This is a genomic window from Streptomyces sp. NPDC057424 (genome assembly GCF_042803315.1).
Taxonomy (GTDB): Bacteria; Actinomycetota; Actinomycetes; order Streptomycetales; family Streptomycetaceae; genus Streptomyces.
Genome location: NZ_JBHVCP010000081.1, coordinates 1 through 25,786 on the forward strand (window position 1 = coordinate 1; position 25,786 = coordinate 25,786).

The 25,786-nt window shown below is 70.8% G+C and carries 23 protein-coding genes; 7 read left to right on the plus strand and 16 right to left on the minus strand.

The window, feature by feature from the left end; translation table 11 throughout:
* Positions 1 to 244 precede the first annotated feature (244 nt).
* The 5 genes from ACFU3E_RS35515 to ACFU3E_RS35535 all read left to right on the plus strand — a co-directional run bounded on the left by ACFU3E_RS35515 (position 245) and on the right by ACFU3E_RS35535 (position 4,537).
* Positions 245 to 1,219 carry an ABC transporter substrate-binding protein gene (locus ACFU3E_RS35515; protein ID WP_384168004.1) on the plus strand — a complete coding sequence of 325 codons (975 nt, stop codon included), beginning with the start codon at positions 245 to 247 and terminating at the stop codon, positions 1,217 to 1,219.
* Between the two features lie 98 nt (positions 1,220 to 1,317).
* The gene (locus ACFU3E_RS35520; protein WP_384168059.1) at positions 1,318 to 2,088 is read left to right on the plus strand and encodes an ABC transporter permease; all 771 of its coding nucleotides are present in this window, start codon (positions 1,318 to 1,320) and stop codon (positions 2,086 to 2,088) included.
* Positions 2,089 to 2,092: 4 nt separating this feature from the next.
* Positions 2,093 to 2,884 (plus strand): ABC transporter permease, encoded by a 792-nt coding sequence (locus ACFU3E_RS35525; RefSeq protein WP_384168007.1) that lies wholly within the window; start codon positions 2,093 to 2,095, stop codon positions 2,882 to 2,884.
* Between the two features lie 13 nt (positions 2,885 to 2,897).
* The gene (locus ACFU3E_RS35530; protein ID WP_384168010.1) at positions 2,898 to 3,731 is read left to right on the plus strand and encodes an ABC transporter ATP-binding protein; all 834 of its coding nucleotides are present in this window, start codon (positions 2,898 to 2,900) and stop codon (positions 3,729 to 3,731) included.
* Between the two features lie 26 nt (positions 3,732 to 3,757).
* Positions 3,758 to 4,537: an IclR family transcriptional regulator C-terminal domain-containing protein gene (locus ACFU3E_RS35535; protein WP_384168013.1), complete on the plus strand. Its 780-nt coding sequence runs from the start codon at positions 3,758 to 3,760 to the stop codon at positions 4,535 to 4,537.
* 243 nt (positions 4,538 to 4,780) lie between these two features.
* Here the strand turns inward: ACFU3E_RS35535 and ACFU3E_RS35540 are convergent, their stop codons facing one another.
* On the minus strand, positions 4,781 to 6,208 hold the full coding sequence (locus ACFU3E_RS35540; RefSeq protein WP_384168016.1) for an RsmB/NOP family class I SAM-dependent RNA methyltransferase: 1,428 nt from the start codon (positions 6,206 to 6,208) through the stop codon (positions 4,781 to 4,783).
* Positions 6,209 to 6,319: 111 nt separating this feature from the next.
* Positions 6,320 to 7,252: a methionyl-tRNA formyltransferase gene (gene fmt, locus ACFU3E_RS35545; RefSeq protein WP_384168019.1), complete on the minus strand. Its 933-nt coding sequence runs from the start codon at positions 7,250 to 7,252 to the stop codon at positions 6,320 to 6,322.
* Positions 7,253 to 7,575: 323 nt separating this feature from the next.
* Between fmt and ACFU3E_RS35550 the strand changes: the two genes are divergently transcribed.
* A complete protein-coding gene (locus ACFU3E_RS35550; protein ID WP_384168022.1) occupies positions 7,576 to 8,127 on the plus strand; it encodes a hypothetical protein in 552 nt (183 codons plus the stop codon).
* Between the two features lie 123 nt (positions 8,128 to 8,250).
* On the opposite strand, the gene ACFU3E_RS35555 is transcribed toward ACFU3E_RS35550, so the two are convergent.
* The 14 genes from ACFU3E_RS35555 to pyrR all read right to left on the minus strand — a co-directional run bounded on the left by ACFU3E_RS35555 (position 8,251) and on the right by pyrR (position 24,871).
* Positions 8,251 to 10,404 carry a primosomal protein N' gene (locus ACFU3E_RS35555; protein ID WP_384168025.1) on the minus strand — a complete coding sequence of 718 codons (2,154 nt, stop codon included), beginning with the start codon at positions 10,402 to 10,404 and terminating at the stop codon, positions 8,251 to 8,253.
* 119 nt (positions 10,405 to 10,523) lie between these two features.
* The gene (metK, locus tag ACFU3E_RS35560) at positions 10,524 to 11,732 is read right to left on the minus strand and encodes a methionine adenosyltransferase (RefSeq protein WP_384168028.1); all 1,209 of its coding nucleotides are present in this window, start codon (positions 11,730 to 11,732) and stop codon (positions 10,524 to 10,526) included.
* Positions 11,733 to 11,970: 238 nt separating this feature from the next.
* Positions 11,971 to 13,173, minus strand: coding sequence for a bifunctional phosphopantothenoylcysteine decarboxylase/phosphopantothenate--cysteine ligase CoaBC (gene coaBC, locus ACFU3E_RS35565; protein WP_384168032.1), 1,203 nt, complete (start codon positions 13,171 to 13,173; stop codon positions 11,971 to 11,973).
* Positions 13,174 to 13,287: 114 nt separating this feature from the next.
* The gene (rpoZ, locus tag ACFU3E_RS35570) at positions 13,288 to 13,560 is read right to left on the minus strand and encodes a DNA-directed RNA polymerase subunit omega (RefSeq protein ID WP_003988945.1); all 273 of its coding nucleotides are present in this window, start codon (positions 13,558 to 13,560) and stop codon (positions 13,288 to 13,290) included.
* 68 nt (positions 13,561 to 13,628) lie between these two features.
* Complete coding sequence (gene gmk / locus ACFU3E_RS35575; RefSeq protein ID WP_384168035.1) at positions 13,629 to 14,222, minus strand: guanylate kinase; 594 nt, start codon at positions 14,220 to 14,222, stop codon at positions 13,629 to 13,631.
* Positions 14,223 to 14,280: 58 nt separating this feature from the next.
* On the minus strand, positions 14,281 to 14,604 hold the full coding sequence (locus tag ACFU3E_RS35580) for an integration host factor (protein WP_003977346.1): 324 nt from the start codon (positions 14,602 to 14,604) through the stop codon (positions 14,281 to 14,283).
* A gap of 277 nt (positions 14,605 to 14,881) precedes the next feature.
* Positions 14,882 to 15,727 carry an orotidine-5'-phosphate decarboxylase gene (pyrF, locus tag ACFU3E_RS35585; protein ID WP_384168038.1) on the minus strand — a complete coding sequence of 282 codons (846 nt, stop codon included), beginning with the start codon at positions 15,725 to 15,727 and terminating at the stop codon, positions 14,882 to 14,884.
* Complete coding sequence (locus tag ACFU3E_RS35590; protein ID WP_384168062.1) at positions 15,724 to 16,830, minus strand: quinone-dependent dihydroorotate dehydrogenase; 1,107 nt, start codon at positions 16,828 to 16,830, stop codon at positions 15,724 to 15,726. Before ACFU3E_RS35590 ends, pyrF begins: the two co-directional genes overlap by 4 nt.
* Positions 16,831 to 16,901: 71 nt before the next feature.
* Positions 16,902 to 20,210, minus strand: a complete 3,309-nt coding sequence (gene carB / locus ACFU3E_RS35595; RefSeq protein ID WP_384168042.1) for a carbamoyl-phosphate synthase large subunit — start codon at positions 20,208 to 20,210, stop codon at positions 16,902 to 16,904.
* Positions 20,203 to 21,345 carry a glutamine-hydrolyzing carbamoyl-phosphate synthase small subunit gene (gene carA / locus ACFU3E_RS35600; RefSeq protein WP_384168045.1) on the minus strand — a complete coding sequence of 381 codons (1,143 nt, stop codon included), beginning with the start codon at positions 21,343 to 21,345 and terminating at the stop codon, positions 20,203 to 20,205. The genes carB and carA overlap by 8 nt, the downstream gene beginning before the upstream one ends.
* The gene (locus tag ACFU3E_RS35605; RefSeq protein WP_384168048.1) at positions 21,342 to 21,911 is read right to left on the minus strand and encodes a hypothetical protein; all 570 of its coding nucleotides are present in this window, start codon (positions 21,909 to 21,911) and stop codon (positions 21,342 to 21,344) included. Before ACFU3E_RS35605 ends, carA begins: the two co-directional genes overlap by 4 nt.
* Positions 21,908 to 23,221, minus strand: coding sequence for a dihydroorotase (locus tag ACFU3E_RS35610; protein ID WP_384168051.1), 1,314 nt, complete (start codon positions 23,219 to 23,221; stop codon positions 21,908 to 21,910). Before ACFU3E_RS35610 ends, ACFU3E_RS35605 begins: the two co-directional genes overlap by 4 nt.
* A gap of 5 nt (positions 23,222 to 23,226) precedes the next feature.
* Positions 23,227 to 24,204: an aspartate carbamoyltransferase catalytic subunit gene (locus ACFU3E_RS35615; RefSeq protein WP_384168054.1), complete on the minus strand. Its 978-nt coding sequence runs from the start codon at positions 24,202 to 24,204 to the stop codon at positions 23,227 to 23,229.
* 100 nt (positions 24,205 to 24,304) lie between these two features.
* A complete protein-coding gene (gene pyrR / locus ACFU3E_RS35620; protein ID WP_184913561.1) occupies positions 24,305 to 24,871 on the minus strand; it encodes a bifunctional pyr operon transcriptional regulator/uracil phosphoribosyltransferase PyrR in 567 nt (188 codons plus the stop codon).
* A gap of 266 nt (positions 24,872 to 25,137) precedes the next feature.
* On the opposite strand from pyrR, the gene bldD reads away from it, so the two are divergent.
* Positions 25,138 to 25,641: a transcriptional regulator BldD gene (gene bldD, locus ACFU3E_RS35625; RefSeq protein ID WP_030221608.1), complete on the plus strand. Its 504-nt coding sequence runs from the start codon at positions 25,138 to 25,140 to the stop codon at positions 25,639 to 25,641.
* The last annotated feature ends 145 nt before the right edge of the window (positions 25,642 to 25,786 follow it).

Here is a 25,786-nt window from a genome sequence, read left to right on the forward strand (position 1 = left end):
TGCCGTGGTTGGAATCAGCGTCGTGATGCCCGGGCAGGTCCGGCAAGGCGACTTCCGTCAGACGGAAGGGCTCCCGGGAAGACGCTGGTCTCCGCGCCCTCGACTGCCGTGCTCGCCGGCGTCGGCGACTGCTCCCGGCGCGAGCTATTGACGCGATTCGGGCACGGGCATAGCCTCCGCATGCCTTGTTCGGTAAACGTACAAAAGTTCGCAATGCGCACACTTCGTCTCGTCAGGAGGACCCATGCAAAGACGCGTTCTTGGGCTTGCCATAGCGGTGGTGACGGTCGCGGCCGCGGCCGGATGCGGATCGTCTTCCGGGACCGGTGGTTCATCCTCCTCGGGTGGGGAGAAGGCCACTCAGGTCAAAGTGGGGATCATCCCGATCGTCGATGTGGCGCCGCTGTATCTGGGGCAGAAGAAGGGCTTCTTCAGCAGCCGCGGAATCGACCTGAAGATGGAGTCCGCCCAGGGCGGTGCCGCGATCATCCCCGGTGTGGTGAGCGGTCAGTTCCAGTTCGGGTTCAGCAATGTCACTTCGTTGATGATCGCCCAGACCAAGGGCGTGCCGATCAAGTCCGTGGTCAACGGAGCCGCCTCCACCGGTGACACCGACAAGGACATCAGCGGAGTGGGCGTCAAGAAGGACAGCCCGGTCAAGTCGGCCAAGGACCTCGTCGGCAAGACCGTGGCGGTGAACACGCTGCGGAACATCGGGGACACCACCGTCCGCGAGTCGGTACGCAAGGACGGCGGTGACCCCTCGAAGGTCAAGTTCATCGAGATGCCGTTCGACCAGATGCCGGCCGCGCTGGACGGCGGGCAGGTGGACGCCGCCTGGATGGGCGAGCCCGCGCTGACCATCGCCATGGGGCAGGGCGCACGGGTCGTGGCGTCGCCGTTCGCGGAGACCGACCCGAAGCTCACCATCGCGACGTACTTCGCCTCCGCCAAGCTGGCGCAGGAGAACCCCGATCTGGTGAAGAAGTTCACCGAGGCGGTGTCCGAGTCGCTCGAGTACGCCTCGGAGCACCCGGACGAGGCACGTCAGATCGTCACGACGTACACCAAGATCGACGGTGAGGTGCTGAAGAGCCTGACCCTGCCGACCTGGCCGGCGGAGTACGACATGGCCTCGCTGGAGAAGGTGGCCTCTCTCGGTGAGCAGGACGGCATGTTCGACGGCAAGAAGCCCGACCTGGCCGCGCTGTTCTCGTGACCGGGTCAGGGAGCACTTCCGCGCTGACGAAGACCGTCGGAGCCGCCGAAGCCGATACGGCTCCCGGCGGTCCGGGCGGTGGCCGCGCCCGGCGTGTGCTGGAGGGAGCCACCACCCCGCTGCGCGGACTGGCCGGCCTGGCCGGGCTGGTGATCCTGCTTCAGGCCCTTCCGTACAGCGGGCTGGTGTCCGCCGACTACCTTCCGCCCGCGTCGGAGATGGGCCGGGCCCTGTGGCTCCTGCTCGCCGAGGACGCGTTCTGGACCGCGCTGGGCGACACGCTGACCGGCTGGGGCCTGGGGCTCGCCATCGCCGTCGTGACGGGCGTGGTGGGCGGAATCGTGATCGGCTCGGTGCCCGTGCTGCGGGCGGTGACCGCCTCCACCATCGAGTTCCTGAGGCCGATACCGTCGGTGGCCCTGATCCCGGTGGCGGTCCTGCTCTACGGCACCGACCTGAGGTCGAAGCTGCTGCTGGTGGTGTACGCCTCCTTCTGGCAGGTGCTCGTCCAGGTGCTGGCCGGAATGCAGGACGTCGACCCGGTCGCGGACGACACCGCCCGCAGCTACCGGATGGGCAGGTGGGGGCGGGTGCGGTACGTCATGTGGCCCACCGCGCTGCCGTATGTGATGACGGGTGTGCGGCTGGCCGCGACCGTGGCACTCGTCCTCGCCATCACCGCGGAACTCGTCATCGGTTCGCCCGGGCTGGGCCATCTGATCGCCGTGGCGCAGACGTCCGGTGCCGTGCCGCGGGTCTACGCCCTGGTCCTGGTCACCGGGGTGCTGGGAGTCGCGATCAACCTGGTGGCCCGGGCTGTCGAGCGGCGGGCGCTGCACTGGCATCAGTCCATTCGCAGGGAGGGATAGCCGGATGATCCCCACGACAGTCCTCAGCATGGCTCGGCGGGCCGCGCTGATCCTGGGCCTGCCCGCGGTCCTGTTCGCCGTGTGGTGGTTCGCCACCGCGGACAGCACCGACTTCTACGTCCCGCCGCTGGCCACCATCCTGGAGAAGTTCGGGGAGGTGTGGACGGGGGAGCGGCTGCTGTCGGACGCCGTACCCAGTCTGCTCCGGCTGGCCACGGGCTATCTTCTCGCCGTCGTCATCGGCGTCGGCCTGGGGCTGGTGGTGGGCATGAGCCGCGTCGCGCGCGACGTGCTGGAGCCGGTCCTGGAGCTCTTCCGGGCCATCCCGCCCCCGGTGCTGGTGCCGGTGATCATGCTCTTCGCGGGCATCGGCGACACCATGAAGGTCCTCGTCATCGTCAGCGGCTGTATGTGGCCGGTCCTGCTCAACACGGTCGAGGGCGTCCGCGCCGTGGACGAGGTGCTCAGCGACACCTGCCGTTCCTACGGCATCACCGGCACCTCCCGGCTCCGGCACCTGGTGCTGCGCTCGGCGAGCCCGCAGATCGTCACGGGCATGCGCCAGGCCCTCTCGATCGGGATCATCCTCATGGTCATCAGCGAGATGTTCGCCGCCAGCAACGGTCTCGGCTTCACGATCGTGCAGTTCCAGCGCTCGTTCGCCATTCCCGAGATGTGGAGCGGCGTCCTGCTGCTCGGCCTGCTTGGCTTCGCCCTGTCGCTGCTCTTCCGATTCGCCGAGAACCGGGTCCTGGCCTGGTACCAAGGCCTGCGCCGGGCTCAGCGCAACCTCTGACAAGGAGACGTCGATGCTCGACGTACGCAACCTGAAGAAGATCTACGCAGGACGCAACCGCAGCGTCGAAGCACTGCGCAACCTGACATTCCATATCGGTGCCGGTGAACTCGTGTGCCTGGTCGGGCCGTCGGGCTGCGGCAAGACCACCCTCCTGAAGTGCATGGCCGGACTGCTCACGCCGACCAGCGGCGAAGTCCGCCTGGACGGCCGCCCGGTGAGCGGGCCGCCGCCCGGCATGGCGGTGGTCTTCCAGGAGTACGGCCGTTCCCTGTTCGCCTGGATGAACGTACGCGACAACGTCGCCCTGCCCCTGCGCCGCAAGAAGCTCGGCAAGGCGCGAACCCGGGAACTGGTGGACCACGCCCTGGAGGTGGTCGGTCTCGCCGACGCCCACCAGGCCTATCCCTGGCAGCTCTCCGGAGGAATGCAGCAGCGTGTCGCCATCGCCCGCGCGGTGGCCTTCGAGCCGAAGGTGCTGCTCATGGACGAGCCCTTTGCGGCCGTCGACGCCCAGACCCGCGCCGAACTCGAGGACCTCATCCGGCGCCTGTGGCACGAGCTGGGCGTCACCGTCCTGTTCGTCACCCACGACATCGACGAGGCGGTCTACCTCGGCCAGCGCACCCTCATCCTGTCCACCTCGCCGACCGTCGTACTGGAGGACCTCACCATCGACCTCCCCGACGAGCGCGACCAGCTGCACACCCGCTCCAGCACCCGTTTCGCCGAACTGCGCGCCCACGTCTACGAGCAGATCCAGCGCGCCAAACACCACAACGGCGACACGGACACGTCGGTGCCCGACCGAGGTGACGCGCTCACCTCGCACATGTCCGAGTCCTGACACGTCTGACACAGGAGCCACAACGCATGGACGACAACGAACCCGGGCGCTACTTCGTGCAGTCCCTCGAGCGAGGGCTGGCCGTCATCCGTGCGTTCAGCGCCGACAGGCCCGCGATGACGCTCTCGGAGGTGGCCAAAACCACCGGCATGAGCCGTGCCACCGCACGGCGGTTCCTGCTGACCTTCGCCGACCTGGGGTACATGGCCACGGACGGCCGCGACTTCCGCCTCACGCCCCGGGTCCTGGAACTGGGCTACGCCTACCTGTCCAGCATGTCCCTGGCGGAGATCGCCCAGCCCCACCTGGAGCAGCTGGTCGCCGAGGTCCGTGAGTCCTCGTCGGTGGCGGTCCTGGACGGCGAGGACGTGGTGTACGTCAGCCGGGTACCCACCCGGCGGATCATGACGGTCTCCATCAGTATCGGGACCCGCTTCCCCGCCCATGCCACCTCCTTGGGCCGGGTCATGCTCGCCCACCTCGACGAGCCCCAGCTGCGGCACTACCTGGACACCGCCTCCCTGACGCCGCTCACCCCCGGCACCATCACCTCGAGGGAGGCACTCGCCGCCGAACTGGAACAGGTGCGGGCACAGGGCTGGTGTCTGGTGGACCAGCACCTGGAACAGGGCCTCATCGCGATCGGCGTACCCATCCGGAACGAGGCGCGACGGGTGGTGGCGGGCATCAACCTCGCCACCCACGTCAGCCGGCGCACACCGGACTCGATCCGCCACGATCTGCTGCCGCCCCTCCTGGCCACCGCCGCCGACATCGAGGCCGAGCTGAAAGTCCTCGGCCAGTAGGAATCCGTTAGGTCTGTCTCGCGGCTTCGGAGGCATGGCGGGGGTGTGGACCGGGTGTGTCAATGTAACGGCTGATCTTGGTTGTTGAGTGGTCAGTTGTTGCTCGGGGTCAGACGGCCCTCGAAGGCGATGGAACGCGTTGAGGGGTGCTTTCCAGCGCATGCGGGCACCAAGGTCATCACCCGATCGGTGGCCACGCTGAAAAGGCTCACTCCCTCTATGAACCTACAGTCGGAGCGGGGGTCAGCCGGTCCGGCGAATGAGTGCCAGGTACATGGCGTCGGTCCCGTGCAGATGCGGCCACAGCTGCACGTCGGGCCCCTCGCCGAGGTCGGGTACGCCGGGCAGCAGCGGCCGGGCGTCGATGAGATCGGCGTCCGGGTGCTGCTTGAGCACGTCGGCGACGACGGCCCGGGTCTCGGCGAGGTGCGGCGAGCACGTCGCGTAGCCCACGACACCGCCGACCCGCACCGACTCCAGGGCGGTCCGCAGCAACCCGCGCTGCAGCGGCGCGAAACCCTCCAGGTCCTCCGGACGGCGCCGCCAGCGCGCCTCCGGGCGGCGGCGGAGGGCGCCGAGGCCGGTGCACGGCACGTCGACCAGCACCCGGTCGAAGCTGCCGGGCCGCCACGCCGGACGCGTCCCGTCCGCGGCGATCACCTGGTACGGGCCGGGATTGCCGTCCAGTGCCTTGGCCACGAGCCCGGCGCGATGGGTCTGCTTCTCGGAGGCGACCAGCAGGGCGCCCCGTTCGGCGGCCAGCGCGCCGAGCAGCGCCGCCTTGCCGCCGGGCCCCGCACACCCGTCGAGCCAGCGCCGGTCGGGCCCGTCCAGGGGCGCGTTGGCCAGGGCGATCGCGACGAGCTGGCTGCCCTCGTCCTGCACACCCGCGCGCCCGTCCCGCACGGCCGCGATGGCGCCCGGCTCCCCGCCCTCGGTCAGCCGCACGGCGTAGGGCGACCAGTGTCCCGGCACGGCGGCGTCCTCGTCGAGCAGTTCCTCCGCTGCGGCCCGCCCCGGCCGTGCCACCAGCGTCACCTCGGGCCGCTCGTTGTCGGCGCGCAGCAGCTCCTCGATACCGGAGCGTCCGCCGCCGAGGGAGTCCCACAGCGCGGACACGACCCAGCGCGGATGCGAGTGCACGACGGCGAGGTGGTCCTCGGGGTCGTCGTCATAGGGCGGTGCGACCCGCTCCAGCCAGCCGTCCAGATCGTGCTGCGCGACCTTCCGCAGCACGGCGTTGACGAACTTGGCCCGCCCGTCGCCCAGGACGACCCGCGCGAGCTCGACGGTGGCGGACACCGCCGCGTGTGTCGGGATCCGCGTCCCGAGCAGCTGGTGCGCACCGAGGCTGAGCACGTCCAGCACCGGCGGGTCGACTTCCCCGAGCGGCCGGTCCACGCAGGCGGAGAGGACCGCGTCGTACGTGCCCTGCCGCCGCAGCGTCCCGTACACCAGCTCGGTGGCGAGCGCCGCGTCCCGGGCGTCGAACGTCTCGGGTCCCTCCTTCTCCCGCGCCTTGCGCAACAGGGGCGGCAGAACGAGGTTGGCGTAGGCGTCCCGCTCGTCCACGGCCCTCAGGGCCTCGAAGGCGAGGATGCGGACGGGGTCCTTCTTGGGCCTGCGGTAGGGCTTGCCTGACGTGCGGGCTCGACGGGGCTGTTCGCTCACGAAAAAGGTGCTCCGGGGGTGAGAAGAAGTGCGCCGTCCAGCCTACGCCGCCGGAGCGGGGAAGGACTGGCGGCGGGGGCCTCAAACCCTGTCACCGGTCCCGTCCCGGCTTCAGCCGCCGAGCCGCTCGCCCTCGCCGATCCGCACGCCACGCGCCCAGTCCGCCGCCCGCATCGGCTTCTTGCCCTGGGCCTGCACCCACAGCAGCTCGACACCGTGCGAGCCGGTGCCGGCGTACACGTTGTTCTTCCCGGCGGCGATCTGCCCCGGGGCGAGGTCCGTGCGGTCGGGCACGGGGGCGACCTGAATGAGCTTGAGCCGCTCACCGCGGAACGTGGTCCAGGCGCCGGGTGCCGGGGTGCAGCCCCGCACCATCCGGTCGACGCGCAGCGCGGGCGCGCCGAAGTCGAGGTGCGCGTCCTCGACGTTGACCTTCGGGGCGAGGCTGATGCCGTCGGCCGGCTGCGGTACGGCCTTCAGCGTGCCGTCCTCGATACCGTCCACGGTCGCCGCGAGCAGCCCGGCACCGGCGAACGCCAGCCGCGTCAGCAGGTCCCGGCTGGTGTCGGTGGCCCGGATCTCCTCGGTCACCGTCCCGTACACCGGCCCGGAGTCGAGCCCTTCCTCGATCAGGAAGGTCGAGGCCCCGGTGATCTCGTCGCCGGCCATGATGGCGTGCTGCACGGGCGCGGCACCGCGCCAGGCCGGCAGCAGGGAGAAGTGCAGATTGACCCAGCCGTGCGCGGGGATGTCGAGCGCGACCCGGGGCAGCAGCGCTCCGTACGCGACGACGGGACAGCAGTCCGGCCCGATCTCCCGCAGCCGCTCCAGGAACTCGGGATCCTTCGGCTTCGCGGGCTTCAGCACCTCGATCCCGGCCTCCTCCGCCCGCTCGGCGACGGGCGACGCGACGAGCCTGCGCCCGCGCCCGGCCGGAGCGTCGGGCCGCGTGACGACGGCGGCCACCTCGTGCCGCCCGGAGGCGAGCAGAGCGTCCAGAGCGGGAACGGCGACCTCGGGTGTACCGGCGAAGACGAGCTTCATGGGGTGGTGGGGGCCTCTCGGGCGGGGACGATGACGGGCAACGCCCAAGTCTATGAGCCGGAAACGGAAAGCCGCCGACGACGGCCCGCCCCCACCGAAGAGCTCAGCCTCTCGGCCAACAGCTCCGGGCGGTGCGCGGACGGGAGACCCTGCCGAAGGCCCAAGGCCGAGGCGCGCGCCCCGCGCAAATGGGCGCACGCATATGCCCCCGCGCCCCCACACCGTGACCCTCGGAGCGAATCCGCGTTGGTCAAGACAGAGTTGACCACACCGGGCCGCGATCGCGGCCCATTCCTTTCAACGCCGGTTCGAGAGGCTTGTTCATGGCCGACCACGCAACCCACGACGCCCAGGCTCGGGCCAGCCTGCACTTGCTGGTGCGGGACATCGAGCGAGTCCGCCGGCAGGTGGACGCACTGCGCACACTCACCGCCCAGTTGGGCAACGTCTACCGCCCGCGCCGCTCCGGCCCCTCCACGGGCTTCGTCGTCTACGGACGCGCCCCAGCCCCGACGGTACGTCTCGCCCAGGAGCTGCGCGACAGTGTCGAGACCCTGGTCACGGCGGCCGTGGACTTCGACCGCTCGCTCGGCTTCTCGTGGGACGCGGTGGGCTCCGCACTCGGAGTCACCAAGCAGGCGGTCCACCGCCGTTACGGCGCCCGCCGTGCCACGGCCCAGTCGGCCGCACCGGAGCCGGAGCGCACGCCGGAGCCGACGCCGGCGGGCGGCCGCCCGGTCAACGTGACCACCGGGCTGCCCACGGTCCCGACCGTCCCCGCGGCCCGCTCCATGCCCACGCAGCCGACGGCCGGCAGTCCCGCACTCCGCGATGAGGCGAGGCCCACGGCCTTCCCGGGCCCGCGCAACGGCTGACGCACCCTCTGCCCTCTCGGAACACCCCCGGGAGGGCAGCCGCGTATCCGGGTGATGCCCAGCCCCCGCCGACGCCCCGCCTGCCGGGGATCAGTCGGCGTGCCCTGGATCTGCTGCCGCGGATCACCCGATGTCGGCCGGATCGACCCGCACCCACACCCCGGCCCCGCTTCCACTCCCCCGGGCCATCCGCACCGCCTGCGCGGCCTTGAGCGCGGCCGCCAGCGCGGCCCCCCTCCCCGGCGGCACCCGCAGCAAAGCCCGCTCCCACTGCTCCCCGGGCGGCGGTGCCCCCGCCCGCCGCGGTCGCCCGGCGGCGGGGACGGGCAACGGCACCGGCCCCAGCACCTCGGCCTCGGGCGGCAGTTCGGCCGTACGGAGGAAGTCGGCCACCGCCTCCGCCGGGCCCGACACGGCCGCCATCCGCGACACCGGCGGAAATCCCAGCTCGGCCCGCTCGGCGAGTTCCCGCACCGCGTGACCGACGGGATCCCATCGGACGAGTGCCTGCACGGGACGCAGCGTGGGCTCGGCCACGATCACCACCGTGCCGCCGGACGACTGCGGCCGGACGAGGGACGCGGCCGCGATCCACCGCCGCAACGCGTCCTCCCCGGCCCGCAGATCGGGCCGCCCGAGCATGGCCCACCCGTCCAGCAGCAGCGCCGCCGCGTATCCGCCCTCGGCGACGGGCTCGGCCCCCGGCGTGCTCACGACCAGCGCCGGCGCCTCCGGCACCGTGTCCAGCACGTGTTCCCGCCCCGAAGTGCGCACCGGTACGGCGGGGAAGGCCCGTCCGAGTTCCTCGGCCGTCCGCCGCGCCCCCACGACCGAGGCACGCAGGCGGAACGAACCGCAGTCCGGGCAGTGCCAGCCGCTCTCCTCGCGCCCGCACCACCCGCAGTTCAGCGCGCCGCCGTCCGGCGCCTCCAGCGGCCCCGAGCAGTGCCTGCAGCGCGCGGGCGCCCGGCAGTCGGCACACGCCATGCGCGGCACGTACCCCCTGCGGGGCACCTGCACCAGCACCGGGCCGTGCCGCAGGCCGTCCCTGACGGCCTGCCAGGCGAGGGACGGCAGCCGGGCGGCCCGGGCCGCCTCGTCCCGGGCGAGATCCTGGTCCCCGACGGTCCGTACGAGTGGAGCGGCCGCCCGCATCTGGTCCCGGCCGGCGACGAGCGGCCGCGCCCAGCCGCTCTCGACGAGCTGCGCGGCCTCCACCGTGCAGCCCCAGCTCCCCAGCAGGAAGCCGCACTTGTCCTGGGCGGCCCGCTGCAGGAGCACCTCGCGGGCGTGGGGCTGCGGGGCGTGCTGCTCGCTGTGGCTGTCGTCGCCGTCGTCCCAGAGGGCGACCAGGCCGAGGTCCTGGACCGGCGCGAACATCGCGGCCCGGGTCCCGATCACGGCCCGTACGGAACCGCGCCGCACCGCGAGCCACTGCGCGTACCGCTTCTCGGGGCCGGCGTCGGCGGTGAGTACCGCGTGCCGCCCCTCCCCCAGCAGGGAGGTCAGGGCGGCGTCCAGCCGCGCGACCGCGCGGCCGTCGGGCAGGACGGCGAGCGCCCCGCGCCCGGAGGCCAGTGTCGCGGCGACCGCCCGGGCCAGCCCGTCGCTCCACTGCGGCCCCGGCAGCGCGTTCCACACGGCCCGGGGCGCTCCGCCGGAGGCCAGTGACTCCAGGAAGGCCGCTCCCCGCTCGTACCGCTGCCAGGATCCCGGCTCGGGCGCCGGGGGCGGTGGCAGCGGCTCGGGGGAGGGCCGCTGCTCGGCTCGCGCGTTGCGCGGTGGTACGGCGAGCTGCAGGACGTCGGCGAGGCTGCCCGCGTACCGGTCGGCGACCGCCCGGGCCAGCCCCAGCAACTCCTCGCTGAGCACCTGCTCGGGCGACACGACCTGGGCGAGGGCGGCCAGTGGCCCGGAGTAGTCTGACTCGGCCCGCCGCTCGACGAGGAACCCGTCGATCAGCCCGCCGCCCTCGCGCCGCCCTTCCCGCACGCGATGCCGCCCGGCCCCGAAACGCACCCGCACCCGCACGCCCGGCTGGGCGTCGGCGTCCAGTTCCTCGGGCACGGCGTAGTCGAAGTAGCGGTCGAGATGGAGCACGCCCTTGTCGACGAGGACGCGCGCGACGGGCCGCTCCTTGGCGAGCGCGGCTCCCCGCCAGGTCCGCGGCTTGGCCCGGGGGGTCTTGGCCTTGCGCACACTGTCCCGGATGAGCGCGAGCTGCTCGGGCGGCGCACCCTCGGCCCCGCCGTCCGCCTGTTCGTTCTCGCTGCTCACGCTTGCATTCTTACCAAACACCACTGACAGGCGGCGCCTCCCGGGAGGACCCCGGAACACGGCGAGGCCCGGCTCCCTGAGGGGAGCCGGGCCTCGCGCGGTGCCCTGAAGGACGGGACCTACAGCCCCGCGGCCTTGCGCAGCGCGTCCACGCGGTCCGTCCGCTCCCAGGTGAACTCGGGCAGCTCGCGGCCGAAGTGGCCGTATGCCGCGGTCTGGGAGTAGATGGGGCGGAGCAGGTCGAGGTCGCGGATGATCGCGGCCGGGCGGAGGTCGAAGACCTCGTCGATCGCCTTCTCGATCTTCTCCGTGTCGATCTTGGCGGTGCCGAAGGTCTCGACGAACAGACCCACCGGCTCGGCCTTGCCGATCGCGTAGGCGACCTGGACCTCGCAGCGGGTGGCGAGACCCGCGGCGACCACGTTCTTCGCGACCCAGCGCATCGCGTACGCGGCGGAGCGGTCGACCTTGGACGGGTCCTTGCCGGAGAACGCGCCGCCGCCGTGACGGGCCATGCCGCCGTAGGTGTCGATGATGATCTTGCGGCCGGTCAGACCGGCGTCGCCCATGGGGCCGCCGATCTCGAAGCGACCGGTGGGGTTGACCAGGAGACGGTAGTTCTCCGTGTCGAGCTTGATGCCCTCGTCCAGGAGCGCCTTCAGCTCCGGCTCGACGACGAACTCCTTGATGTCCGGAGCCAGGAGCGAGTCCAGGTCGATGTCGGAGGCGTGCTGGGAGGAGACGACGACGGTGTCCAGGCGGACCGCCTTGTCACCGTCGTACTCGATGGTGACCTGCGTCTTGCCGTCCGGACGCAGGTAGGGGATCGTGCCGTTCTTGCGCACGTCGGACAGGCGCTTCGACAGACGGTGGGCCAGGAAGATCGGCAGGGGCATCAGCGTCGGCGTCTCGTCCGTCGCGTAACCGAACATCAGGCCCTGGTCGCCCGCGCCCTGCTTGTCGAGCTCGTCGTCGTCGCCCTCGACACGGGTCTCGTACGCCGTGTCCACGCCCTGGGCGATGTCCGGGGACTGCGCGCCGATCGACACCGACACGCCGCAGGAGGCGCCGTCGAAGCCCTTCTTGGAGGAGTCGTAGCCGATGTCGAGGATCTTGTTCCGGACCAGCGTCGCGATGTCCGCGTACGTCTTGGTCGTGACCTCGCCGGCCACGTGCACCAGGCCGGTCGTGATCAGGGTCTCGACGGCGACCCGGGAGGACGGGTCCTCGCGCAGGAGCGCGTCGAGAATGGTGTCGCTGATCTGGTCAGCGATCTTGTCGGGGTGACCCTCGGTCACGGACTCCGAGGTGAACAGACGACGGGACACAACGCTCCCTGGGGTTGCAGCGGCTGCTGGCTGATCATTGGCGGACGGCGGGGGCTGCACCCGGCGCCGTCCGTGGAACAGTTTACGGGTCACGCTTCGGCCACGGTCCCCCTGTCTCGCCACTCGGGAGTGCTGTGACCTGCGGCACGGGCATTCTGCCCAATGCCGAGCGCCGTTGGCCAGAGGCGCCACGCCCCGATCCGCCCGCTTTCGAGGGGGTACGGGGGCGACCGGACCGTCAGTGGAGGCGCTCGGCCACCAGGTCCCACACGGTTTCGGCCAGGGCTTCCTTGGGTCCGTGCGCCACCGCGGTCTCGCTGCCGTCGGCGGCGAGCACAACGGCCTCGTTCTCCTCGGAGCCGAAGGTCTTGCGCTCTCCCACCTCGTTCACGACCAGCAGATCGCAGCCCTTGCGCTTGAGCTTGGCGCGGCCGTTGGCGAGGACGTCGTCCGTCTCCGCGGCGAAGCCGACGATCACCTGACCGGTGCGGGCCCGGTCCGCGGAGATCTCCGCGAGGATGTCCGGATTCCGCACCAGGGTGATCGGCTCCGGTTCCTGGCCGTCCTTCTTCTTGATCTTCCCTGCCGCGTACGCCGCCGGGCGGAAGTCCGCCACCGCGGCAGCCATCACCACGGCGTCGGCGTCGGGAGCGGCCCGCAGCACCGCCTCGCGCAGTTGTACGGCGGTGCCGACCGGGACGATGTCGACGCCCGCCGGGGCCGGCAGGGTGCTGTTGGCCGCGATCAGCGTGACCCGGGCGCCGCGGGCTGCGGCGGTGCGGGCGAGGGCGTAGCCCTGCTTGCCGGAGGAGCGGTTGCCGAGGAAGCGGACGGGGTCCAGGGGCTCGCGGGTGCCGCCGGCGCTGACCACGACATGCCGGCCCGCGAGGTCGGGCCCGGTGACGCCCCGGGCCAGCACGCGGCGGCAGACCTCGAAGATCTCGCCCGGGTCGGGGAGCCGGCCCTTGCCGGTGTCGACGCCGGTGAGGCGGCCCACGGCCGGTTCGATGACGAGGGCGCCGCGACGGCGCAGCGTCGCCACGTTCTCCTGGGTGGCCGGGTGCTCCCACATCTCCGTGTGCATGGCGGGGGCGAAGACGACCGGGCAGCGGGCGGTGAGCAGCGTGTTGGTCAGGAGGTCGTCGGCGAGGCCATGGGCCGCCCTGGCGAGCAGGTCGGTGGTGGCGGGGGCGACGACGACCAGGTCGGCGTCCTGTCCGATGCGGACGTGCGGGACCTCGTGCACGTCGTCCCAGACCTCGGTGGAGACCGGGTTGCCGGAGAGCGCGGACCAGGTGGCGGCGCCGACGAAGTGCAGCGCGGAGGCCGTGGGCACCACGCGCACCTCGTGGCCCGACTCCGACAGCCGCCGCAGCAGCTCACAGGCCTTGTACGCGGCGATGCCCCCGCTGACCCCCAGAACGACCTTCGGCTTGTCCACGTCTCTCCCCGGACCTCGGCAACCGGCACACCGTACGACTCCATGACACACCACAGGCCCGGCAGTCGGCCTGCCGGGCCTGTGGATAAGTCAGCGTCAAGCTGTGAATCCTACTTACTGCGCCGGGCCCTCGACGGCCTCGGACGTCAGGAGCCCCGCGTTGATCTCGCGGAGGGCGATCGAGAGCGGCTTCTCGTGGACGTGGGTGTCGACGAGAGGACCGACGTACTCGAGGAGACCCTCGCCGAGCTGCGAGTAGTACGCGTTGATCTGGCGGGCACGCTTGGCCGCGTAGATCACGAGGCTGTACTTCGAGTCGGTGGCCTCGAGGAGCTCGTCGATCGGCGGGTTGATGATGCCCTCGGGCGCGGAGATGGAAGAGGACACGCTCTACCTTCCGATGGATGGGAAAGAATCTGCCGGGTTGATCAGCCGACCGGAACGATCAGCGATGGTCACACGACGTCCATCAAGGCTAGCAGCTCGCGTGCTACGTCCTCGACGGAGGTGTTGACCAGGGTGGTGTCGAACTCCGGCTCGGCCGCGAGTTCGATCTTCGCCGCGTCGAGCCGGCGCTCGATCACCTCGGGCGGTTCGGTGCCCCGCCCGGTGAGTCTGCGCACGAGCTCCTCCCAGGAGGGAGGGGCCAGGAACACCAGCTGGGCCTCGGGCATCGACTCCCGGACCAGACGGGCGCCCTGCAGGTCGATCTCGAGGAGTACGGGCTCGCCGTTCTCCAGACGCTCCTGCACGGCCGCACGCGGCGTGCCGTAGCGGTTGCCGGCGAACTCGGCCCACTCCAGCAGTTCCCCGTTGGCGATCAGCTTGTCCATCTCGTCGTCGGAGACGAAGAAGTAGTGGACTCCGTGCTTCTCGCCGGGGCGGGGCTTGCGGGTCGTCGCCGACACGGAGAGCCAGACCTCGGGGTGTTCCTTGCGCATATGGGCGACGACCGTGCTCTTGCCGACCCCGGAGGGGCCGGAGAGCACGGTCAGCCGCGGACGTACGTCCGGGGGTACGGGGGTCGTCCCCCGGGGTGTTGCAGCCATGCAGCGATTATCCAGCAATCCCGGAGTGCCCGGGACTCGCTTCCCCGGAGTGCCGGATTCAGGAGCCGGTGCTGCCGAACTCGCGCTCCAGGGAGGCGATCTGGTTGGAACCGAGACCCCGCACGCGGCGACTCTCGGAGATGCCGAGTCGCTCCATGATCTGCTTGGCGCGGACCTTGCCCACGCCCGGCAGCGACTCGAGGAGGGCGGAGACCTTCATCTTTCCGATGACGTCGTTCTCCTGGCCCTGCTTGATGACCTCGTGAAGGGAGGCGCCGGAGTGCTTGAGTCGATTCTTGACCTCGGCCCGCTCCCGGCGAGCCGCGGCGGCCTTTTCGAGCGCGGCTGCGCGCTGTTCAGGGGTAAGGGGCGGAAGAGCCACGCCTACGTCACCTCGGATGTCGAACTGTCGGATACGGACCGGTGAGGAACCTAGTCGCCCCACACCTGGGGAGCCACGAGCAACACACGCTTGCCCGTTCTCTCGTCGGAGACTAGCGGGCAAGTCCGCCAGAGTCAGCGAGAACAGCGGAAAAGTCCTGGTCAGCCTTCATCTGAACGGACATTTAGGACATACTTCCCCGGATTTGAGGATGTATTCAGATTCAAGCGGCCCCCCGGCCACTCATCGGAGGTCTCGCGATATGGTCTGGACCGCCTCACGAGGACGTCACGGCGTGACGGATCTCCTCCGCGAAGCGCTCCGCGGCGTCACGCAGAGCGACCGGGTCGGGACCGTGGCGCAGCACTCCCCGGCTGACGTTCGGCACGACGTTGCGCACGGCCGCTCCGAAGACCCCGGGAAGATCGGCCGGCGTGGCCCCCTGGGCGCCGATGCCGGGCGCGAGGAGCGGGCCGTTGATGTCCAGGTCGTACGTGGACAGATCACCGAGGGTGGCGCCGACGACCGCGCCGAAGGACCCCAGGGGCTCCTCCCCCGCGTTCTCGGCGGCCAGGTGCGCGAGCATCGTCGCTCCGACGTTCCGGCCGTCGGACCGTACGGCGTGCTGGACCTCGCCGCCCTCCGGGTTGGAGGTGAGCGCCAGCACGAACAGACCCGCGCCGCTCTCCCGGGCCAGCGCGACGGCCGGGCTGAGCGATCCGTAGCCGAGGTACGGCGAGACCGTCAGGGCGTCGGAGAACAGCGGGGCGTCCTTGTGCAGGAAGGACTCGGCGTACGCGGCCATGGTGGAGCCGATGTCGCCGCGCTTGGCGTCCATCACGACCAGCGCGCCGGCCGCCCGCGCCTCGGCCACCGACGTCTCCAGGACGGCCAGCCCGCGCGAGCCGAAGCGCTCGAAGAACGCGCTCTGCGGCTTGAGCACGGCGACCCGGTCGGCCACCGCCTCGACGACCGTGCGGCTGAACCGCTCCAGGCCCGCCACGTCGTCGTTCAGGCCCCATTCGGCGAGCAGGGAGGCGTGCGGGTCGATGCCGACGCACAGCGGGCCGCGCTCGTCCATGGCACGGCGCAGGCGCGCACCGAAGGGTTCGAGACCACTCATGCCGTCTTCCTCACGTCGGCGCCCACCGCGTCGGCGAGTGTGGCGTACGGGCTCGTGGCCAGGCGTGCGGCGAGCCCCTTGTGGATGGAGCGGCCCCAGAAGGGCCCCTCGTAGATGAAGGCGCTGTAGCCCTGGACCAGCGTGGCGCCCGCCAGGATGCGCTGCCAGGCGTCCTCGGCGTTCTCGATGCCTCCGACGCCCACCAGGGTGATCCGGTCGCCCACGCGCGCGTAGAGACGGCGCAGGACCTCCAGGGAACGTTCCTTCAGGGGAGCACCGGACAGGCCGCCGGCCTCCTTGACCAGGGCGGGGCCGGACTTCAGGCCGAGTCCGTCGCGCGCGATGGTGGTGTTCGTGGCGATGATCCCGTCCAGGCCGAGTTCCACGGCCAGGTCGGCGACGGCGTCGACGTCCTCGTCGGCGAGGTCCGGCGCGATCTTGACCAGGAGCGGGACGCGCCGCGCGGACACCGTGCGGTCGGCGGCCTCGCGGACGGCGCTCAGCAGCGGACGGAGCGCCTGCGTCGCCTGCAGGTTGCGCAGCCCCGGCGTGTTCGGCGAGGAGACGTTGACGACCAGGTAGTCGGCGTAGGGCGCCAGCCTCTCGGCGGACTTCACGTAGTCCGCGACGGCCTCCTCCTCCGGTACGGCCTTGGTCTTGCCGATGTTGACGCCGACGACCGGCTTGAAGACGGGCGTGCGGGAGGCCAGGCGGGCGGCGACACGGAGGGAGCCGTCGTTGTTGAATCCCATGCGGTTGATCAGCGCCCGGTCCTTGACCAGGCGGAACAGCCGCTGCTTGGGGTTGCCGGGCTGGGGCTCGCCGGTCACCGTGCCGATCTCGACGTGGTCGAAGCCGAGCATGGCCATGCCGTCGATGCCGACGGCGTTCTTGTCGAAGCCCGCGGCGAGCCCGAAGGGGCCGTGCATGCGCAGCCCGAGGGCCTCGGTGCGCAGTTCCTTGTGGCGGGGCGCGAGGGCGGCCGCGAGGAAGGTGCGCAGCACGGGCACGCGGGCGGCCAGGCGGATCCAGCGGAAGGCCAGGTGGTGGGCCTGCTCCGGGTCCAGCCGCTTGAAGACGAGACGGAAGAAGATCTTGTACATGGGTGTCCTCACGAAGACGTGGCGTCCTCACGAAGAGGGGGACACCGTTTCCGGTGTCCCCCTCGGGGCTGCTAGTCGCGGGCCGCGGTCAGGTGTTCCGCGTGTTCCTGGAGCGATCGGACGCTCACGTCGCCGCGGTTGAGGGCGTCGATGCCCTGGACCGCCGCCGCGAGTGCCTGGACCGTCGTCAGGCAGGGCACGGAGCGTGCCACGGCCGCCGTCCGGATGTCGTAGCCGTCGAGGCGGCCGCCGGTGCCGTACGGGGTGTTGACGATGAGGTCGACCTCGCCGTCGTGGATGAGCTGGACGATGGTCTTCTCGCCGTTGGGGCCGGTGCCCTCGGACTGCTTGCGCACGATGGTGGCGTTGATGCCGTTGCGCTTGAGGACCTCCGCCGTGCCGGACGTGGCCAGCAGCTCGAAGCCGTGCGCGACCAGCTCGCGGGCCGGGAAGATCATCGAGCGCTTGTCGCGGTTGGCGACCGAGATGAACGCGCGGCCCTTGGTGGGCAGCGGCCCGTAGGCGCCGGCCTGCGACTTGGCGTACGCCGTGCCGAAGACGGAGTCGATGCCCATGACCTCACCGGTGGAGCGCATCTCCGGGCCGAGGACCGTGTCGACGCCGCGGCCGTGGATGTCGCGGAAGCGCGACCACGGCATGACGGCCTCCTTGACGGAGATCGGCGCGTCGAACGGCAGCTCGCCGCCGTCCCCGGTGGCCGGGAGCAGGCCCTCGGCGCGCAGCTCGGCGATGGTGGCGCCGAGCGAGATGCGCGCGGCGGCCTTGGCCAGGGGCACCGCGGTCGCCTTCGAGGTGAAGGGGACGGTGCGCGAGGCGCGCGGGTTGGCCTCCAGCACGTAGAGGATGTCGCCCGCGAGCGCGAACTGGATGTTGATCAGGCCGCGCACCCCGACGCCCTTGGCGATGCCCTCCGTGGAGGCGCGCAGGCGCTTGATGTCGAAGCCGCCGAGCGTGATCGGGGGCAGGGCGCACGCCGAGTCGCCGGAGTGGATGCCGGCTTCCTCGATGTGCTCCATGACGCCGCCGAGGTAGAGCTCCTCGCCGTCGTAGAGCGCGTCGACGTCGATCTCGATCGCGTCGTCGAGGAACCGGTCGACCAGGACCGGCCGGGAGGGGCTGATCTCGGTCGACTCGGCGATGTAGGACTCCAGCCGGGTCTCGTCGTAGACGATCTCCATGCCGCGTCCGCCGAGGACGTAGGACGGGCGGACCAGGACCGGATAGCCGATCTCGTCGGCGATGGCCTTGGCCTCGGCGAAGGTGGTGGCGGTGCCGTGCTTGGGGGCCGGCAGGCCGGCCTCCTTGAGGACCCGGCCGAAGGCGCCCCGGTCCTCGGCGGCGTGGATGGCCTCCGGGGAGGTGCCGACGATCGGCACGCCGTTGTCCTTGAGCGCCTGCGACAGGCCCAGCGGGGTCTGGCCGCCGAGCTGGACGACGACGCCCGCGACCGGTCCGGCCTGCTGCTCGGCGTGCACGATCTCCAGCACGTCCTCGAGCGTCAGCGGCTCGAAGTACAGGCGGTCGGAGGTGTCGTAGTCCGTGGAGACGGTCTCCGGGTTGCAGTTGACCATCACCGTCTCGTAGCCCGCGTCGCTCAGCGCGAAGGAGGCGTGGACGCAGGAGTAGTCGAACTCGATGCCCTGGCCGATGCGGTTCGGGCCGGAGCCCAGGATGATGACGGCGGGCTTCTCGCGGGAGGCGACCTCCGTCTCCTCGTCGTAGGAGGAGTAGAAGTACGGCGTCTTCGCGGCGAACTCGGCGGCGCAGGTGTCGACCGTCTTGTAGACCGGGCGGACGCCGAGCGCGTGCCGGACCTCCCGGACGACGTCCTCGCGCAGGCCGCGGATCTCGCCGATCTGCGTGTCGGAGAAGCCGTGCCGCTTGGCCTCGGCGAGCAGGTCGGGCGTGAGTTCGGCGGCGGCCGCGAGCTCGTCGGCGATCTCCTTGATCAGGAAGAGCTGGTCGACGAACCAGGGGTCGATCTTCGTGTACGCGAAGACCTCCTCGGGCGTGGCGCCCGCGCGGATGGCCTGCATGACGGTGTTGATGCGGCCGTCGGTGGGGCGGACGGACTCGCGCAGCAGCTCGCCCTTGTCGCCGGGCTCGCCGACGAAGGTGAACTGGCTGCCCTTCTTCTCCAGCGAGCGCAGCGCCTTCTGGAAGGCCTCGGTGAAGTTGCGGCCGATGGCCATGGCCTCGCCGACCGACTTCATGGTGGTGGTGAGGGTGGCGTCCGCGCTGGGGAACTTCTCGAAGGCGAACCGCGGGGCCTTGACCACGACGTAGTCGAGGGTGGGCTCGAAGGAGGCCGGGGTCTCCTGCGTGATGTCGTTCGGGATCTCGTCCAGCGTGTAGCCGACGGCGAGCTTGGCGGCGATCTTGGCGATCGGGAAGCCGGTCGCCTTCGAGGCGAGCGCCGAGGAGCGAGAGACGCGCGGGTTCATCTCGATGACGATGACGCGGCCGTCCTCGGGGTTCACCGCGAACTGGATGTTGCAGCCGCCGGTGTCGACGCCGACCTCGCGGATGACGGCGATACCGATGTCGCGCAGCGTCTGGTACTCACGGTCGGTGAGCGTCATCGCGGGTGCGACCGTGATCGAGTCGCCGGTGTGCACGCCCATGGGGTCGAAGTTCTCGATGGAGCAGACGACCACCACGTTGTCGTGCTTGTCGCGCATCAGCTCCAGCTCGTACTCCTTCCAGCCGAGGATGGACTCCTCCAGGAGCACCTCGGTGGTCGGGGAGAGCGTGAGGCCCTGTCCGGCGATGCGGCGCAGCTCCTCCTCGTCGTGGGCGAAGCCGGAGCCGGCGCCGCCCATGGTGAAGGAGGGGCGGACGACGACGGGGTAGCCGCCGAGCTGCTCGACGCCCTTGAGGACGTCGTCCATGGAGTGGCAGATGTAGGACCGGGCGGACTCGCCGTGCCCGATCTTCGCGCGGACGGCCTCGACGACCTCCTTGAAGAGGTCGCGGTCCTCGCCCTTGTTGATGGCCTCGACGTTGGCGCCGATCAGTTCGACGCCGTACTTGTCGAGCGTGCCGGCCTCATGCAGGGAGATGGCGGTGTTGAGGGCCGTCTGGCCACCCAGCGTGGGCAGCAGCGCGTCGGGGCGCTCCTTGGCGATGATCTTCTCGACGAACTCGGGGGTGATCGGCTCGACGTAGGTGGCGTCGGCGATCTCCGGGTCGGTCATGATCGTCGCCGGGTTGGAGTTCACCAGGACGACCCGCAGGCCCTCGGCCTTGAGGACGCGGCACGCCTGGGTGCCGGAGTAGTCGAACTCGGCGGCCTGGCCGATGACGATCGGGCCGGAGCCGATGACCAGGACGGACTGGATATCGGTGCGCTTAGGCACGCTGGCCCTCCATCAGGGATACGAAGCGGTCGAACAGGTAGGCGGCGTCGTGCGGGCCGGCTGCCGCTTCGGGGTGGTACTGGACGCTGAAGGCGGGGCGGTCGAGGAGCTGCAGCCCCTCCACCACGTTGTCGTTCAGGCAGACGTGGGACACCTCGGCGCGGCCGAACGGGGTCTCGGAGACCTGGTCGAGCGGGGCGTCGACGGCGAAGCCGTGGTTGTGCGCGGTGACCTCGACCTTGCCGGTCGTACGGTCCTGCACCGGCTGGTTGATGCCGCGGTGGCCGTACTTCAGCTTGAAGGTGCCGAAGCCGAGCGCGCGGCCCAGGATCTGGTTGCCGAAGCAGATGCCGAAGAGCGGCGTGCCGCGCTCCAGGACGCCCCGCATCACGGAGACGGGGTGGTCGGCGGTGGCCGGGTCGCCCGGGCCGTTGGAGAAGAACACCCCGTCCGGGTTCACCGCGTAGACGTCCTCGACGGTCGCGGTCGCCGGGAGCACGTGCACCTCGATGCCGCGCTCGGCCATGCGGTGCGGGGTCATGCCCTTGATGCCGAGGTCGACGGCGGCGACGGTGAACTTCCTCTCGCCGACGGCCGGGACGACGTAGGGCTCGGTGGTGGCGACCTCGGCGGAGAGGTTCGCGCCCTTCATCAGCGGGGCTTCCTGTACACGTGCGAGGAGCGCGGAGTCCTCCCGGACGGCGTCCCCGCTGAAGATGCCGACGCGCATGGCGCCGCGCTCGCGCAGGTGGCGGGTGAGGGCGCGGGTGTCGATGCCGCTGATGCCGACGACGCCCTGGGCGTCCAGCTCCTCGTCCAGCGTGCGCCGGGAGCGCCAGCTGGACGGCACGCGCGCGGGGTCGCGCACGACGTAGCCGGAGACCCAGATGCGCTGGGATTCGGCGTCCTCGTCGTTGACGCCGGTGTTGCCGACGTGCGGGGCGGTCATCACCACGACCTGGCGGTGGTACGAGGGGTCGGTCAGGGTCTCCTGGTAGCCGGTCATGCCGGTGGAGAACACCGCTTCGCCGAAGGTCTCCCCCACGGCCCCGTAGGCACGGCCACGGAAGATCCGGCCGTCCTCCAGGACGAGTACGGCGGGAGTTCTGGCAGCTCCCCTGGTGGAGGTGGTCATCGTTCGGCGCCTTCCCTGTCGTTCGTTTCGATCATGGAGTTGAGGGTTTCGACCCACTCGTTGTGCTCGGCCGCGTGGTCGGAGCGGAACCCGGAGTCGATCAGCCGGTCCCCGTGCTCCCAGGTGACGACGAGCAGGCCGCCCTCGGTGAGCACCTTGCCGGCGATGCCCTTGTCCAGCCGGGCCTCGCGCAGGGCCGCGGCCGGGACGAAGAAGTCGCTCGCCCCGGGGCGTACGACCTCCAGTCCGGCCTCGGTCAGCGTGAGCTCGGCTCGGCTGCGGGTGCCCAGGCCGTGCGCGACGATGCGGTCGAGCCACTGACCGGCGGTGGTGGAGCCGTGGTAGCGGCCGCTCAGGGCGAGCTTCGCGGGGCCCGGGTCGTCCGGCGTGACGGGCAGTTCGGGGAGGTCGCCCTGAAGGGTGCCGCGCCACTTCCAGCCCTCGCGCATCAGCCAGTAGACGAGCGCGACGAACAGGGCGAGACCGACGACCCAGCCGATGCGGGCGGCCCAGTCGGTCACTTGCGCCGATTCCTTCTCGGCGGCCAGCAGGAGTACAGGTGTCACGTGAGCTTCCCGTCGACGAGCGTGGCCTTGCCCCGCAGCCACGTGTGCGTCACACGGCCCGGCAGCTCGCGACCCTCGTAGGGGGTGTTGCGGCTGCGCGAGGCGAAGCCCGCGGGTTCCACGAGCCCACGGTATGCCGTGTCGACCAGGGTGAGGTTGGCGGGCTCACCTGCCGAGACGGGACGGCCGTGGCCCGCGGTCTGCCCGATCTGCGCGGGCTTGACGGACATCCGGTCGGCGACACCGGCCCAGTCCAGCAGGCCCGTGTCGACCATGGTCTCCTGCACCACGGACAGTGCCGTCTCCAGGCCGACCATGCCCATGGCGGCGGCGGCCCACTCGCAGTCCTTGTCCTCGTGCGGGTGCGGAGCGTGGTCGGTGGCGACGATGTCGATCGTGCCGTCGGCGAGCGCCTCGCGCAGGGCCATGACGTCGCGCTCGGTGCGCAGCGGCGGGTTGACCTTGTAGACGGGGTTGTACGTGCGGACCAGCTCGTCGGTGAGGAGCAGGTGGTGCGGGGTGACCTCGGCGGTGACCTGGATGCCGCGGGACTTGGCCCAGCGGACGATCTCGACGGACCCGGCGGTCGACAGGTGGCAGATGTGGACGCGGGAGCCGACGTGGTCGGCGAGCAGGACATCCCGGGCGATGATCGATTCTTCGGCCACCGCGGGCCAGCCCCCGAGCCCCAGCTCGGCGGAGACGATGCCCTCGTTCATCTCGGCGCCCTCGGTCAGCCGCGGCTCCTGCGCATGCTGGGCGACGACACCGCCGAAGGCCTTCACGTACTCCAGGGCCCGGCGCATGATCACGGCGTCGTGGACGCACTTGCCGTCGTCGGAGAAGACCGTGACGCCGGCGGCCGACTCGTGCATGGCACCCAGCTCGGCGAGCTTCCGCCCTTCCAGGCCGACGGTGACGGCACCGATCGGCTGGACGTCGCAGTAGCCGTGCTCCTTGCCGAGCCGCCAGACCTGCTCGACGACACCGGCGGTGTCGGCGACCGGGAAGGTGTTGGCCATGGCGAACACGGTGGTGTAACCACCGGAGGCGGCGGCGCGCGTACCGGTGAGGACGGTCTCGGAGTCCTCGCGACCGGGCTCGCGCAGATGGGTGTGCAGGTCGACCAGGCCCGGCAGGAGCACCTTGCCGTCGGCCTCGACAACGGTCACATCCTGCGCGCCTCCGGCACGACCGGCGTCCTCGGCGGACAGCCCCCTGCCCACCTCGGCGATGGTTCCGCCGTCGATCAGCACGTCCTGCGGCTCGCCGCCGAGCACCTTCGCACCACGGATCAGGATCTTGCTCATCTGTCTTACTTCTCCTCGGTACGGGGGTGGGTGACGGCGGGCTCGTTTCCACCGAGCAGCAGATACAGAACGGCCATCCGGATGGACACTCCGTTTGCGACCTGCTCGACGACGGTGCAGCGGTCGGAGTCGGCGACCTCGGCGGTGATCTCCATGCCGCGGACCATCGGGCCGGGGTGCATCACGATGGCGTGCTCGGGCATCCGCGCCATGCGCTCGCCGTCGAGTCCGTAGCGCCGGGAGTACTCGCGCTCGGTCGGGAAGAACGCGGCGTTCATCCGCTCGCGCTGGACGCGCAGCATCATCACCGCGTCGGACTTGGGCAGCGTGCTGTCGAGGTCGTAAGACACCTCGCAGGGCCAGGTCTCGATGCCGACCGGGAGCAGGGTGGGCGGGGCGACGAGGGTGACCTCGGCGCCGAGGGTGTGCAGCAGATCGACGTTGGAGCGGGCGACCCGGCTGTGCAGGACGTCGCCGACGAGCGTGATGCGCTTGCCTTCGAGGTCCTGGCCGAGTCCGGTGTCCGGGCCGATCAGGCGACGGCGCATGGTGAAGGCGTCGAGCAGGGCCTGCGTGGGGTGCTGGTGGGTGCCGTCGCCGGCGTTGACGACGACCGCGTCGATCCAGCCGGAGTTCGCCAGCCGGTACGGGGCTCCGGAGGCGCCGTGCCGGATGACCACGGCGTCGACACCCATGGCCTCCAGGGTCTGGGCGGTGTCCTTGAGGGACTCGCCCTTGGAGACGCTGGAGCCCTTGGCGGAGAAGTTGATGACGTCCGCCGACAGCCGCTTCTCGGCGGCCTCGAAGGAGATCCGGGTGCGGGTGGAGTCCTCGAAGAAGAGGTTGACGATCGTGCGGCCGCGCAGGGTCGGCAGCTTCTTGATCGGCCGGTCGGCGACCCGGGCCATCTCCTCGGCGGTGTCGAGGATCAGGACGGCGTCGTCGCGGGTGAGGTCGGCGGCCGAGATGAGATGACGCTGCATCTGTCAGGCTCCGTAAGGCAGTTCATTCGGGAGATTCAGGGCAGACGGGCGCGCGCGGGCGCGCTGAGCGGGCGTACGAAAGCGGCGTACGCGTGAAGCGCTACTGAGAGGTCGGCTTGGCACCGAGCAGCACGGTGTCGCGACCGTCCTCCTCGGCGAGCTGGACCTTGACCGTCTCCCGCAACGACGTGGGGAGGTTCTTGCCGACGTAGTCGGCACGGATGGGCAGTTCGCGGTGACCGCGGTCGACGAGGACGGCGAGCTGCACCGCGCGCGGGCGCCCGAGGTCGTTCAGCGCGTCGAGGGCGGCCCGGATGGTGCGGCCGGAGAAGAGCACGTCGTCGACGAGGACGACGAGCTTGCCGTCGAGACCGTCACCGGGGATCTCGGTGCGGGCCAGCGCACGCGGCGGATGCATGCGCAGGTCGTCGCGGTACATGGTGATGTCGAGTGAGCCGCACGGAACCTTGCGCTCGGTGATCTGCTCCAGCTTGTCCGCGATCCGGCGGGCGAGGAAGACGCCCCGGGTCGGAATGCCGAGGAGCACCACGTCGTCGGCGCCCTTGGCGCGCTCGACGATCTCGTGGGCGATGCGGGTCAGCACCCGCGCGATGTCGGGCCCTTCGAGAACGGGCCGGGCATCGGACTGCGTGTCGTGCGTGTCCATATGAAACGGACCTCCTTCTCCGCCTCACGGGACGGATCTTAAAGGACGTCGGGATTGCGCCATACACGGTAGCAGGTCCCCGTGATCGCTCTGACGGCCCCCTCGGATCACCCACTCGGCCTAACGGAACGCTGATACCACGGAAGAGTCGGTGCGGACCATTCGGCTTGACGCGGCAGAGTAACGCTGCGTAACCTCACAGTGAGTTACCAGCCGCGCGGGCTGGCACCCACGCCAGACGCGTCGACACAGTGCCGGGGAGCTATATGTCCAGCGAATACGCCAAACAGCTCGGGGCCAAACTCCGGGCGATCCGCACCCAGCAGGGCCTTTCCCTCCACGGTGTCGAGGAGAAGTCCCAGGGACGCTGGAAGGCGGTCGTGGTCGGTTCGTACGAGCGCGGTGACCGTGCCGTGACCGTGCAGCGCCTTGCCGAGCTGGCGGACTTCTACGGCGTTCCGGTGCAGGAGCTGCTTCCGGGCACCACCCCGGGCGGCGCCGCCGAGCCGCCGCCGAAGCTGGTCCTGGACCTGGAGCGGCTGGCCACGGTGCCGGCCGAGAAGGCGGGCCCTCTGCAGCGCTACGCGGCCACGATCCAGTCGCAGCGCGGTGACTACAACGGCAAGGTGCTGTCGATCCGCCAGGACGACCTGCGCACACTCGCCGTCATCTACGACCAGTCGCCGTCCGTCCTGACGGAGCAGCTGATCAACTGGGGTGTCCTGGACGCGGACGCGCGTCGCGCGGTGGCGTCCCACGAGGACGCCTGACCCGCTCCGCGGGTCCAGCAGAAACGTGCCGCCGGGGTGGCCGGAACCGTAGGGTTCTCGGCCACCCCGTCGGCGTTGTGCCGCCCTGACGGAGCTCGGCCGCACGGGGAGGCCCGGAACAAGGCCCAGGGACCCACGGGAACGC